Origin of the sequence: Bartonella sp. Raccoon60 (genome assembly GCF_002022585.1) — a bacterium.
GTDB lineage: Bacteria > Pseudomonadota > Alphaproteobacteria > Rhizobiales > Rhizobiaceae > Bartonella > Bartonella rochalimae.
In genome coordinates this window covers 1-14,132 of record NZ_CP019786.1, presented here as the reverse complement: position 1 = coordinate 14,132, position 14,132 = coordinate 1, and the positions used below count along the sequence as shown (strand labels likewise).

The 14,132-nt window shown below is 36.0% G+C and carries 11 protein-coding genes and 1 pseudogene; 4 read left to right on the top strand and 8 right to left on the bottom strand.

Annotation, left to right across the window (positions count from 1 at the left end; genetic code table 11):
• Positions 1-375: 375 nt before the first annotated feature.
• Positions 376-932 (top strand): annotated as a pseudogene (locus Bra60_RS00060) (SH3 domain-containing protein).
• A gap of 61 nt (positions 933-993) precedes the next feature.
• On the opposite strand, the gene irrA reads toward Bra60_RS00060, so the two are convergent.
• Complete coding sequence (irrA, locus tag Bra60_RS00055; RefSeq protein WP_236823921.1) at positions 994-1,488, bottom strand: iron response transcriptional regulator IrrA; 495 nt, start codon at positions 1,486-1,488, stop codon at positions 994-996.
• Positions 1,489-1,709: 221 nt separating this feature from the next.
• Between irrA and fabA the strand changes: the two genes are divergently transcribed.
• The 3 genes from fabA to fabI are packed head-to-tail and all read left to right on the top strand — an operon-like array spanning position 1,710 to position 4,386.
• The gene (fabA, locus tag Bra60_RS00050) at positions 1,710-2,219 is read left to right on the top strand and encodes a 3-hydroxyacyl-[acyl-carrier-protein] dehydratase FabA (protein ID WP_078688222.1); all 510 of its coding nucleotides are present in this window, start codon (positions 1,710-1,712) and stop codon (positions 2,217-2,219) included.
• Positions 2,220-2,277: 58 nt separating this feature from the next.
• Positions 2,278-3,498 carry a beta-ketoacyl-ACP synthase I gene (gene fabB / locus Bra60_RS00045; RefSeq protein WP_078688221.1) on the top strand — a complete coding sequence of 407 codons (1,221 nt, stop codon included), beginning with the start codon at positions 2,278-2,280 and terminating at the stop codon, positions 3,496-3,498.
• A gap of 48 nt (positions 3,499-3,546) precedes the next feature.
• Positions 3,547-4,386 (top strand): enoyl-ACP reductase FabI, encoded by an 840-nt coding sequence (gene fabI, locus Bra60_RS00040; protein WP_078673500.1) that lies wholly within the window; start codon positions 3,547-3,549, stop codon positions 4,384-4,386.
• A gap of 186 nt (positions 4,387-4,572) precedes the next feature.
• On the opposite strand, the gene cyoD is transcribed toward fabI, so the two are convergent.
• From cyoD to dnaA, 7 genes are all read right to left on the bottom strand, one after another.
• Entirely contained in the window at positions 4,573-5,055 is a 483-nt protein-coding gene (gene cyoD, locus Bra60_RS00035; RefSeq protein ID WP_078688220.1) for a cytochrome o ubiquinol oxidase subunit IV, read from the bottom strand.
• A complete protein-coding gene (locus Bra60_RS00030; RefSeq protein ID WP_078688219.1) occupies positions 5,055-5,726 on the bottom strand; it encodes a cytochrome (ubi)quinol oxidase subunit III in 672 nt (223 codons plus the stop codon). The genes cyoD and Bra60_RS00030 overlap by 1 nt, the downstream gene beginning before the upstream one ends.
• Positions 5,723-7,741, bottom strand: a complete 2,019-nt coding sequence (gene cyoB / locus Bra60_RS00025) for a cytochrome o ubiquinol oxidase subunit I (RefSeq protein WP_078688218.1) — start codon at positions 7,739-7,741, stop codon at positions 5,723-5,725. The genes Bra60_RS00030 and cyoB overlap by 4 nt, the downstream gene beginning before the upstream one ends.
• A 78-nt stretch (positions 7,742-7,819) precedes the next feature.
• On the bottom strand, positions 7,820-8,791 hold the full coding sequence (gene cyoA, locus Bra60_RS00020) for a ubiquinol oxidase subunit II (protein ID WP_078688217.1): 972 nt from the start codon (positions 8,789-8,791) through the stop codon (positions 7,820-7,822).
• A gap of 600 nt (positions 8,792-9,391) precedes the next feature.
• Positions 9,392-10,543, bottom strand: coding sequence for a DNA replication/repair protein RecF (recF, locus tag Bra60_RS00015; RefSeq protein WP_236823920.1), 1,152 nt, complete (start codon positions 10,541-10,543; stop codon positions 9,392-9,394).
• A gap of 12 nt (positions 10,544-10,555) precedes the next feature.
• The gene (gene dnaN, locus Bra60_RS00010; protein WP_078673497.1) at positions 10,556-11,677 is read right to left on the bottom strand and encodes a DNA polymerase III subunit beta; all 1,122 of its coding nucleotides are present in this window, start codon (positions 11,675-11,677) and stop codon (positions 10,556-10,558) included.
• 210 nt (positions 11,678-11,887) lie between these two features.
• The gene (dnaA, locus tag Bra60_RS00005) at positions 11,888-13,462 is read right to left on the bottom strand and encodes a chromosomal replication initiator protein DnaA (protein ID WP_078688216.1); all 1,575 of its coding nucleotides are present in this window, start codon (positions 13,460-13,462) and stop codon (positions 11,888-11,890) included.
• Between the last annotated feature and the right edge of the window lie 670 nt (positions 13,463-14,132).

Here is a 14,132-nt window from a genome sequence, read left to right as displayed (position 1 = left end):
CCTTAGATCATCTTTCTATGCAAAAATCATTACTCTTTACTTGGAAACGAATTTGTATCATATCAAGATATCTAGTTTATGATATTAATTTAAGCGCTACGCCTTAAAGTGGCACTACATTTCATAAACAGGAAAAAAATCATATATTTTACTACTTTGTAGAAAAAATTTCATAGCAAATATATGACTGATTGATTGTATTGAACTGACATAAAAATTTTCAAACCTATATACTATTTGAGCTATTTTTTATAATAATATTCGGAGTATTTAGACCTTTTTAACCAAATGTATGCCATGCTCGAATAAAGTTTCGAATCTATCCTCCGTATCTCAAATGGCAAATTACATAAATGAAGAAAAAGAGGTGTAAATATGAAACATTTTATTTGGTTTCGTTTTTTGTACTCTTATCATGTATATTAATGACAGGAGGGCTTCTATTTGGGTCTCTTTCCTTTTCACATTCGCAAACACTCAATCAAGATTTAGGTCCTAGTGGTTTACCACTTCCACGATTTGCTTCGATAAAATCTGCTCGTGTTAATATGCGTGTTGGGCCAGGAAATAATTATTCTGTTATCTTTACTTATCAAAAGCAGGGACTCCCTATTGAAATTATCCAAGAATATGATCAATGGCGCAAAGTCCGTGATGCAGAAGGAGATGAAGGATGGATTTACCAGTCACTCTTATCAGGAAAACGAACTGCAATAACTATTCCGTGGCAAAAGGACAAAACACACAGACTCATGTTACGTAAAAATCCAGGAGATAATGAGAAAATTGTAGCAGAAATAGAACCTAATATCATCGGTACTATTCGCCAATGTAATGGAATCTGGTGTGAATTAGACATCCGTAACGCTCGTGGCTGGCTTTATCAAACCCAATTATGGGGAATTTATCCTGACGAAAAAATTAAAAATTAAAAAAGCTTAAACTATCAGCATTTTATTTTTATTCTTCATACAATCCTTGAAATCCGTAAAATTAAATAGAACTCTTTGGCCTTAAACGAATGATTAAATCGACATGTGAAATTTCCATATCGTTTGGTGGTTGAGGGAGATTTTCAATGATAGGAGAACCTTCCAAATTACAAGGAATATCAAGAATACGATTTTCACCCTCAACATAGAAATGATAGTGATTAGATGTATTCGTATCAAACCAAGTTTTCGAACCTTCTACAGCAATAATCCGTAATAAACCTGCTTCTGTAAACTGATGAAGAGTATTATAAACTGTCGCCAAAGACACAGGCACACCGGACTTAACTGCCTCTTCATATAACTCCTCAGCAGTCACATGGCAATCACCTTGAAAAAAAATCATATTAGCCAGTTCTAATCGTTGGCGCGTTGGCCGCAAACCATTTTTACGCAAACGCTCTTTTAACTCAGATAACGAATGGCAATTCACAACTTCCTTACGATTTCCGATAAATCGTTCTTTTTTATTCAATCTCAAGTCATCAGTACTCATCTAGGATATTATAAATCTTCCTACATGCATATGCAAGTTTGGTTTGCAATTTAAACACAATGAAAAAACAAGATAATAAATATTTTAAATGATAATCCTTTGTAATAAGAAACATAAAAAACTTTTTTCACCATAAATAATATAAATCATTTCCCTCTCCTGAAAATTTGCTCTAAAAGTAGATTAGGATAGAGGCATAAAAAAGAAATATGGAAATAACAATGGCTGAACAAAAGTCTCACTACACTTATGAAGAGCTTTTAAGCTGCGCTCGCGGCGAAATGTTTGGTAAAGGTAATGCACAATTACCTTCACCTCCAATGTTAATGATTCACCGAATCACTCAAATCAGTGAAACTGGTGGAGAATATAACAAAGGAGTAGTTTGTGCTGAATTTGACATTACTCCAGACTTATGGTTTTTTGATTGTCATTTCATCAACGATCCTGTTATGCCAGGGTGTCTTGGTTTAGATGGTATGTGGCAATTGACGGGTTTTTTTCTTGGATGGTTAGGTGAACTAGGAAAAGGACGTGCTATTTCAACAGGAGAAGTAAAATTATCAGGCATGGTAACTCCGCAAACTAAATTGCTTCAATATGAAATAAATTTTAAACGTATTCGACGTGGACATTTGGTTTTAGGAATAGCAGATGGATGGTTAAAAGCAGATGGAGAAACAATCTATAAAGCCAATGATTTACGCGTCGCTTTGTTTAAAGAAAGTTAGACATTCTTTCAACAAGTTAAAGGTATTTTATTACTCTATAGGAAACAAGGAGGTATGAATGCATCGAGTTGTTGTAACCGGAATGGGTATTATCTCCGCAATTGGAAATGAGCTTCAAACTGTTTTAACGAGTTTATATGAAGCAAAATCAGGAGTTTGCTACGCACCCAAGCACGCTGAATTAGGTTTCCGGAGTAGAGTCTATGCTAAACCGAATATTGACATAGAAGAATTTGTTGATCGGCGAGCCATGCGTTTCCATGGCTATGGAACAGCGTGGAATCAGATTGCTATGGATAGAGCAATTGCTGACGCAGGTTTAGAACCTAATGAAGTATCAAATGAATATACTGGTATTATTATGGGCTCTGGAGGACCATCAACTCGATCAATTGTTGAAGCTGCTGATCTTACACGCCAAAAAGGTCCAAAGCGCGTTGGACCTTTTGTTGTCCCCAAAGCAATGAGTTCTACAGCTTCAGCAACTCTCGCAACCTTTTTTAAAATTAAAGGGATCAATTATTCAATTTCCTCAGCTTGTGCTACATCCAATCATTGTATTGGAAATGCTTATGAGATGATACAATACGGTAAGCAAAATCGCATCTTTGCAGGTGGTTGCGAAGATTTGGATTGGACATTATCTGTTTTATTTGATGCTATGGGTGCTATGTCCAGCAAATATAATAATACACCAGAAACAGCTTCACGTGCCTACGATATTAATCGTGATGGATTTGTCATTGCTGGTGGAGCTGGTGTTTTGGTTCTTGAAGAACTGGAATTAGCTAAAGCACGTGGTGCTAAAATTTATGGCGAGATTGTTGGTTATGGTGCTACATCCGATGGTCATGATATGGTCTCTCCATCTGGTGAAGGAGCAGAAAGATGTATGCGTATGGCTCTTGCAACCATAAAAAATAAAATTGATTATATTAATCCTCACGCAACAGCAACAATTGTTGGTGATTCCTCTGAAATAGATGCAATTCGTCGTATTTTTGGAGGAGGAGACCAATGTCCCCCCATCTCCGCCACAAAATCTTTAACTGGGCATTCTTTAGGTGCAGCAGGTGTTCAAGAAGCAATTTATACACTGTTGATGATGAATCATAATTTTATTTGTGAAAGTGCTCATATTGAAGAACTTGATCCAGCTTTTTCCGATATGCCAATTGTTCGTAAACGTCTCGATAACCAAAAACTTAATACCGTATTATCAAATACTTTTGGCTTTGGTGGTACCAATGCAACGCTTGTTTTCCAACGCTATACATAAGCAGGAACTCTTAGTGTATTGAAACTAGCATAGTCTATGGAGAATAATATGAAAGGTTTGATGAAGGGCAAACGAGGTCTTATTATGGGAATTGCAAATGACCATTCGATTGCTTGGGGTATTGCATGTCAATTAGCAAATGCAGGAGCTGAGCTGGCTCTTACATATCAAGGAGAAGCTTTTGGAAAACGCGTCCAGCCACTAGCAGAAAAGCTTGGTTGTAAATTACTATTAGAATGTGACGTTGAAAAAGTTGAAAGTATCAATCGTGCATTTGAATATCTTGAAAAAGAGTGGGAAACTATTGATTTTGTTGTCCATGCTATCGGTTTCTCAGATAAAACGCAATTAAAGGGGCGTTATGTTGATGTTACAACACGTGAAAATTTTAATCGTACAATGGTTATTTCAGCATATTCCTTTACTGAAATTGCTCAACGCGCAGGTAAACTCATGCCTAATGGTGGTGCATTATTAACACTCACTTATGGAGCTTCACAGAGAGTTGTTCCTAATTACAATGTCATGGGTATAGCTAAAGCAGCTTTAGAAGCTATGGTGCGTTATTTAGCGACAGATTTTGGGCCTCAAAATATTCGTGTTAATGCAATTTCAGCTGGACCTATTCGGACATTAGCTGGTAATGGCATTGCATCTGCACGAGCAATCTTCTCATACCAACGCCGTAATGCACCTCTACGTCGTACTGTAAATATTAATGAAATTGGAAATGCGGCTCTTTACTTACTCTCCGATTTATCATCAGGTGTTACAGGTGAAATTCATTATGTCGATTCAGGCTATAACGTCTTGTCTATGCCAACACTTGAAGAACTAAAACAAAGCGAAGAAGCTCAAGAAAATAAAAACTCACACAACGAAAAATAGCAGCAACGTCTAACGTCTATTGTAAAAAACTATAAAGTTGAAAAGTACCTTAAACTTTAAAAATGTATTTAACACCCCTTAATAACCAAAAAGCCACGTTATAAGCTTTAAAATTAAAAGGCTCTATCTTCACAATAACAGTTTTAACAATTGATTACTGATTTTCTTCTCTTCAAAAAAGTTGCTTTATTGATCTGATATCTCAGAAGGCTGTTCTATTGTTTCTGGAGTTTGTTCAATCGTCTCGAAAGTGTTAGAGGGCTGCTCTATTGTTTCTGGTACATTAATGGATTTTTCTTCTAATATATTTGTATTGATATCTGGTCCAACAATACGCCCCGAACCGCCCATCATATTATAATTCAAATGAGATATAGCCCACCAAGTACCACCGATGATAATGAAAACACACACAGCTGTAAACAATAAAGCTGTTAGATTCCATCTGGCATCTGGACCAGAATTCAAATGCAAAAAGAAAACAATTTGTACAATAATTTGTATAAGTGCCATCCCAATAAGATAAATAACCTTCGTACTAATAGCCCAACTATCTAATAATCCATACATTACAGGAATAAAAGAACCTAAAGTAAAAAGAACAGCTAAAATAAAGCCAACTAGATAAGAACCAATACTTGGCTCATGATTTTTATCATACACGCTCATTACAGTGCTCCTAGCAAATAAACCATGGTGAAGACACCAACCCAAACAATATCAAGTAAATGCCAGAAAATTGAGAGACACGTTAAACGTGTTTTATTATCCTGATCCAAACCACTACGACGCAGATGAAAAAACATTACAACCATCCACAATAAACCGACACTCACATGAAGACCATGGGTACCAACCAACGCAAAAAATGCTGACCAATAAGCAGATAGAACATTTCGCCCAAAAGATTTTATGCCTGTTGTAGGATCAACACCAGCATAAGCATTAGGATCGTAATAGAACACCTCATTCAGCAGTTCATAAAATTCATAAATTTCCATTCCAACAAAGCATAATCCAAACGCGAAGGTAATTGCCATCCAAACGCGTAGCTTAGCAAGAGATCCCTTATGAGCATACACCATAGCAAACCCATAAGTAATTGACGATAATAATAAAATTGCTGTTTCAACCAAAACAAAGTTTAAATTAACAAACTCATTACCAGCTTTACCTCCTCCATAAGAAGCAGAAAATACAGCAAAACTCGAAAACAATGTTGAGAACAAAATTAAATCTGAAAGAATGTAAACCCAAAATCCAAATATCATTATTGAACTACTATGATGATCATGATAATGTTCGTCCGTGCATACATGATTCATTGTTGTCGCACTCATACTTTTACCCCTTGTTTTTCTAAAACAGCTGTGAAGATATCTTCTGTTTTTTGCACCTCTTCGGCTGAAATATAATAACCATGATGATCACCCATTAATGAATGATAAATAATCGTTGTAACAAATCCAACTAATCCTAAAATAACCAGCCACCAAATATGCCAAACAAGAGCAAAACCAACAATTAATGAGAAAAAGCCTGCAATAATTCCAGCTGATGTATTTGAAGGCATATGGATCTTTGCAAACCCACTTGTTGGACGCTGATAACCTCTCTTTTTCATATCCCAATAGGCATCCTCACTCTGCACTTCTGGAATAATTGCAAAATTATAAGAAGGAGGAGGAGAAGAAATAGACCACTCAAGTGTTCGTGCGTCTCCCCAAGGATCATTTGATGTTACCGGCAAACGCCCTTTATGCTTAATACCATACCAAATTGCTAAAAGCATTTGTAATACAAAACAAAGTATACCAAGAAGAATAATAAAAGCACCTACTGCAGCAACCATAAACATCGGCTGCCAACCTGGCTCAATATAATGCTGAAGACGACGCGTAGCACCCATTAATCCAAGGAGATAAACTGGAAAGAAAGCAAGGTAAAAACCAATAAACCAGCACCAAAAAGATGCAATACCTAATATACGATTTGGTTTAATGCCAAAAACTTTTGGAAACCAAAAGGCTAACCCAGCTAAATAAGCAAAAACAACACCTCCAATAATCGTATGATGGAAGTGAGCAACTAAAAATAAAGAATTATGAAACTGCCAATCAGCAGGAACAATCGACATCAAAACACCGGTTAATCCGCCACCAACAAACGTAAAAATCATTCCCATGCACCAAAGCATTGGAGGTTCGAAACGAATCCGCCCCTTATACATAGTCAATAACCAATTAAAGACTTTAACACCCGTCGGAACTGCTATGATCATCGTAGCAATACCAAAGAAAGTGTTCACAGCTTCACCTCCTCCCATTGTAAAGAAGTGATGCCCCCAAACAAGAAGCGAAAGAACCAAGATCACTACAATTGCCCATATCATTGAGGCATAACCAAAAAGGCGCTTTGAAGAAAATGTTGAGACGATTTCCGAAACAATTCCAAAGGCAGGCACAACTAAAACATAAACCTCTGGATGACCAAAAACCCAAACATAATTAATCCACACCATTGGGTTCCCACCAGCAACATTAGTAAAAAAATTCATGCCTAAATAACGGTCAGCTGCCAAGAGTACAAACGCAACAGCTAAAACAGGATAAATAACTAAAATAAGAATGTTACTAACAAAAGCAGACCAACAAAAAACAGGCATTTTCATCATCGTCATTCCAGGAGCACGCATTTTGATAATGGTTGCCACAAAATTGACTGATCCCATCGTTGTTGCAATACCAGAAAGCTGAAGAGACCATAAATAATAATCCACTCCTGTATCTGGACTATTTTGCAATTCTGAGAAAGGTGGATACATTAACCAACCACCACGACCAAAATTACCAATACCAAGAGATATATTAATTAATACTGCTGCCGCAACTGTGATCCAAAATCCTAGATTATTCGCAAATGGAAATGCAACATCACGGGCACCAATCTGAAGTGGTATAAGATAATTGAAAAGACCAAATAAAATTGGTGTAGCCATGAAGAAAATCATAATCACACCATGTGCTGAAAAAATCTGATCAAAATGCTCAGGAGGTAAATAACCTGCTGCTTCACTTCCAAACGCTAAAGCCTGATGTGTTCGCATCATAATTGCATCAGCAAAACCACGAACAAGCATAATAATGCCGAGAATGATGTACATAATACCAATTCGTTTATGATCAACAGTCGTAATCCAATTTTGCCAAAGAACTTTCCACCAACCAAGTACTGTTAAAGCAATAATAACAGCTAAACCGCCCAAAATAATTGCAATACACGTATAAAGAACAATTGGCTCATGCGCAAGTGCATGAAAAGCAGCTGCTGTAGGATCTGTAAGTCTTCCAAACATTTTCTATCCTATATAAATTTAATTCTAATTGAAAAGAATCCTTATTTAAAAATGGTTTCTTTCTCGATTAACTATTTCCTAAATAGCACTTCGATCAAAAACTGAACAAAGTGTACCCCAAAGCGTCTGAGCAGCAGCTCGCTTCATTAAATCTTCATTACAGATGACATTTTCACCAACACACCGATTGACAATACGATAATAAAGCTGTTTTTCAACAGGAGCGAAATAACGCACTTCAGCGTCTTTCTCTTTCGCAGCAATATCACCCATAAGAGGAGAAACAGAAAGTTGACGATAAGATAAACGATCAAGCTTTTGACCATTTGCCCGAACTTTAGCAACCCAGTTATCGAAATCATTCAATGGTACAGAATGCCATTTAAAACGCATATTTGCAAAACCATCACCACTATAATTTGCTGAGCTGCCATTGAATACACCTTGTTTATCAGCCATTAAATGTAATTTAGCATTCATCTGTGGCATAGCATAAATAACTGTACCAAGTTTTGGCACCCAGAACGCATTAACTGAGCTCTCTGATGTTATTTGCAATAATACTTGACGACCTTGTGGTGCATAAATTTCATTAACCGATGCAATACCATATTCAGGATAAATAAATAACCACTTCCAATCTAGTGCGACAACATCCACTTGCAAAGGCTTTTCTTCACCAACAACATCCGTAGGAAGAGCATTTGAGGGTTCAAGCTTATAAGTGTAATGCGCTGTTAATAGCCCTAAAACCATTACAATAATAACTGGAATGCCCCACATAAAAGCTTCAATTTTATTTGAGTGTCCCCAATCCGGTAAATAATCTTCTGTTGTTTTCGAAGCACGATATTTTATAGCTAAAAAAACCACTGCAATCATTACTGGAATTACAACGCATAACATAACAACAACACATAAAATAATTAAAATAAGCTGTTGGCGCGCAACATATCCCGCAGGCTGAAGAACATCAACTTTACAACTAGATAAAAGCAATGCCATCCATAAAACCGTGAGTATCTTTATTTGTTGAATAAAGTCTCTCATTCCTATCTTCCCCGTACATGCCCCCTAGCAGTTCTCATTAATATACAACAATAATGTCTCTTAAATGTATCTTATTTATTCAAACAAAAATTATCAAGCAAATTTATTGCCATTAACCAGTTTTAGCCTTTTAAACTATATTAAAATGCTTATCAATATATTTAAATATAAGCTAATATCCTTCACAACAGCATCCAACAATAACCCCATTTATTGCTGTAAAAATAATGAACTTTTCCCATTAATTCTAGTGAGTTCTAAAAATATTTTTAATACATCAAAAACTGCAAAAGACGTATAACTATAAGTAATTGAATTGATAATCAATCTGACACTCACTTCAATGACTGTTTATATCCAATCTACGAGTTGATTTGCACAATTACTTTGATAATTTGATAAGAAGTGTAATGTTATTATAAATCCTACTGCTCGATCTTTACATGATCTTTCACTATCTTCTAAAGTCGCAGTGCTATAAATTTCTAGCCCATGTGTACTAAAAAGTTTAAATTAGGATCATTCAAAACCATTATAATCGTAGATATGATAAGCCTTTTATTTCAATTATTTGCTCATAAAAAGTTATTAATACATTGCTTATTGCAATAAAACACCATTTTCAATTTCAAAAAACTCTGCCCGTCCTTTTAAAGAGTCAAATAAAATATGATCTGTCCCTGTCATAAATGCTTGCCCACCTAAATCATCAAGAATATCAAATAAAGCAGCGCGTCGGTGAGAATCAAAATGAGCAGCTATTTCATCGAGAAGGAAAATAGGCGTCATATTAGATATCATACTTGTTAAACGTGCATGACACAAAACTAAGCCTGTTAATAAAGCTTTTTGTTCACCAGTTGAACATAATGTCGCGTTCATATTTTTATCTGCGTAAAAAACTTGTAAATCTGTACGGTGTGGACCTTCTAATGTCCGGCCAGCAACACAGTCTATAGCACGATTGTTACGCAATCGATTCAAAAATTGCTCTTCAACTTCAATAGCAGACATTTCTCTAAGCGCTTTTTCTAAAAAACCATCAACTTGTAAAAAAGCTCTTGGAAAAGGTACACAAGAAGAAACTTGCACAAACGTATCATTTAAAAGCTGAATAACATCAACCCGCGCTGCTGCAATGGCTGTTGCAAGTTCAGCCATTTGAACCTCTAAAGCATCTAACCAAACACGATCATTATTTCCATCTAAAAATAAACGATTCCGTGCACGCATAACTCTGTCATAATCAACTATACGACGGCCATGCGAAGAATCAATAGATAAAACCATACGATCTAAAAAACGACGTCGACCAAGTGCAGGCCCTATAAAAAGCCCATCCATAGAAGGTGTCAATATACTAATATGGCAATAGTCCATTAAGCAATCACTTGCTTCATTCACACCATTAATATGTACTTTTCTACCACCATCATTAACTTCTAAAGCTGTACCAATATTTGCTTCACCATAAAGTGCACACTGAAGACGCGCAAATACAACAAACCCCGTACCACTTCCCTCAGAATAACTAATATCAGAATAAGCTGCACGCCGCAAACCACGACCAGGAGAAAGAAAAGACAGTGCTTCTAAAAGATTGGTTTTGCCAGCACCATTACGACCTGTAAAAACGACATGATGACCTAATAAATGAAGAACTAAAGAACAATAATTACGATAATTTTCTAATTTCAGTTGTCTAACAGCCACTTTATGTATATGGCCAATACTGCTTCTACTGCTTCGCAAAACGCATTATCCTTAAACACGAACAGGCATCAGCACATAAAGCGCATTTGTATCACCATTTCCACGAATCAATGTTGGCGCCGCAGAATCAGCAAACATACAGATCATTTCATCACTTGAAAGTTGTGCTGCAATATCCAATAGATATCTTGAATTGAAACCTATCTCAAGGGGATCAAATACATAATCTGCAACCAATTGATCTTTTGCACTCCCTGAATCAGGATTGTTCACTACAAGCTTTACAATCCCTTTTTCAATCGTCAATTTTACTGCACGCCCACGATCGCTTGAAATTGTTGAGACACGATCAACTGCAGCAGAAAAATCTTGCCGATTGATAATCAACTTTTTATCATTTCCTAATGGAATAACACGTTGATATTCTGGAAATACTCCATCAATTAGCTTTGATGTTAAAATCACAGACCCAACAGAAAAACGAATCTTTGTATCTGAAAGCTCTATACACACATCGTTATCGGCTTCTTCCCCAAGAAGTTTTTGCAACTCTCCCACAGTTTTACGAGGAATGATAACACCTGGCATGCCATCAGCTCCCGAAGGTGCTTCTATATCAACCTGTGCTAAACGATGACCATCAGTAGAAACCAAACGCAACTTCAAAATATCATCATAAATGACATGAAAATAAATACCATTCAGGTAGTAACGTGTCTCTTCAGTAGACATAGCAAACTGCGTACAATCAAGTAAATATTTCAATCTTGATGCTAACAAAGAGAAGCGACAACTAAACTGACCTGGAAGTGATTCCGGAAAATCTACCTTAGGAAGACACTGCAACTGAAAATTAGTACACCCAGAGGTAATAGACATAGTACTTGCCTGATTTTCATTAACGTCTAAAATAACATCACTATCATCAGGAAGTTTGCGAACAATATCATAAAGCAAATGTGCTGGAACAGTTATTGCCCCGGCTTGTTCAAGATTGACTGAAGAAGTTTCTATGATTTCTAGATCGAGGTCTGTTGCTTTTAATTGCATCCTTCCATCACTTGTATCTATCAATACATTTGATAAAATAGGAATAGTATTACGACGCTCCACAATACGGTGAACACGACTAAGAGATTTGAGCAGCTGACTGCGACCAATTGTAACGCGCATAAAAATCCCTGTTTATAACTTATTATCCAAAATAACTATAGGAATCCGATAAACCAAAAGCAATCAATTGACTTACAATTGCCATATGCTCAAATTTTAATAAACTTCTTTTAAAATAGCAAGATTTTAATACAAATTTAATACAAACCAAAATTATTATTTTTATCAATCTTCTCTGATCTTATTAATAATCAGAAAAAGATTATAATACTATGCGGCATGCTCTCCTATTAATCGCTTAAGTAACTCAAGCTCTTTAGCTAAAGTTTGATCATCACAAACTAAATCTTCAATTTTACGTACAGCATGTAAAACAGTCGTATGATCACGCCCCCCAAAACGACGTCCAATTTCAGGTAATGAACGAGGTGTTAAAACTTTTGCCAAATACATCGCAACTTGCCGTGGCTTCACAATTGTACGTGTTCGACGATTAGACAATAAATCCTGCCTAGAAACATTATAATGACGTGCAACAGTACGTTGAATTTCCTCTATTCGAATACGTTTCGATTCACCTGAACGTGTCAAATGACCTAATAATTCATCAATTCGCTCTAAGGATAAATCAACTTCAAAAGATTGACGAAATAACAACTGGTTAAAAGCTCCCTCAATATCACGACCTGATCCTAAAACCGTTTTAGCAATATATTCCAAAATCTCATCAGAAATTGTAATCATATTATCATCTTGTTGTGCAACTTTTAATCGTTGGCGCAACATTGCCAAACGCATCTCATAATCTGGCGTTTCAATTTCAAGAGCCACACCTCCTTGAAGACGAGAGCGCACACGAAGATCAAGCGATTCTAATTCTGCTGGTGGACGATCAGCAGCCACAATAACTTGTTTGGCACTATCGAGTAACATATTCAGCAAATGGCAAAATTCGCGTTGAATTGATTTCCCTTGTAAAAATTGCATATCATCGATAATTAAAAGATCAATGTCACGCAATTGCTCTTTGAATGAAAGAGCATCATTATCACGAATGGCCACAGCAAAACGCCACATAAAATATTCAGCAGTCAAATAAATAACCCGCGCAGGTGTCAAACGTTTAAGCGCAGCTGCTGCAATAGCCTGAAGCAAATGTGTCTTTCCTAAACCAACAGACGCATAAATAAAAAGGGGATTAAAGCGTAAAGAACTTTTATGTCCTTCTGCAATCGAGCGCGCTGCAGCCAAAGCAACACGATTCGAAGTACCTTCAATAAAATTCTCAAAAGTATAGCGAGAATCAAGTGGAGAACCAAAAACACCCTCTTGATTACTTTTAACTGATTGCTCGGCATAACTCTCAACTAAAGAAGAAACAGGTTGCTCTTCAGGCTCAATCACAATCGAGCTTTTATTAGATCCACATAAAAAACCTTTTGAAACACGTTCCATACTTCGGACAATAACTTCAACGCGAAGAATCGCTGAATTCTCCTGCTGCCATAAAGTAGTTAAAAGAGTGCTATAATGATTATTGATCCACGAACGTAAAAACGCTGTAGGAACAGAAAGTTTTACAAGATTGCGATTATACTCAGCAAGTTTCAAACGGCCAAACCAACTCGTATAAGCCTCAACACCAATTTGGGCTTTTAACTGCGCCGTTACACGTGCAAAAGCAGCAGCACCCTCTTCCTCTGAAAAAACTAGAGGTCCTAAAGAGGACTTAACACTAACTGGCCCTTTTATCTTCATCATTTCATTTATCATTTTCTCTGTCGATAGGATATCCACTGCAACCTTTTTAAAGGAACTAGCTTTAGAATTCAATTTATTCACCATTTTTTATCCCAAAAAAAACTATAATCCCACCCTACCAAACAGCTAAAATCTGTCTGGCGAAAGCAGAGACACACCCTTCCCCAAATAAGATTATTCATCCTCTCCTTAGGATAGTCTTAGTACAACCCTACTAACAAAGATGATCAATAAGATTTATCTTGTTTAATTGTATGATACGCTTTCCGAAACTGAAAACAATCAATAATGAAAATTAAAAAACACCGCTAAAAACTGCTTAACATGCATCCACAAACAGAGCATAAGATAAAGCATTCTCTATAAAATATGATATAGAACACTTACCTGACGTAAACCTTGCGTATTTTCAATTTTCATAAGGAACATACAAAACAGCACAGGTAAAATGCAAGAGGCTAAAATGAAATCAAAAGATCATAAAAAACGACTATAAATTTGTATTTGCAAAAAGAAAATAAGAAAGACTATTGATTCAAATAACTTTTTTTTTGTAAAGTTTACCGATAATTAAAGATTTCATGTATTAAAAATAAAAAATAAAAAAAGCTTGACAAAAAACGACTCTATAGAAATCCACAACACTTGTGGATAACTACCTAAATATAAAAAACAACAATACTTATTTGAAAGTAATCAATAAATCACTTTCCTGAGAAAAATGAATTAAAAAACCAGCACCGATTTAGATGCT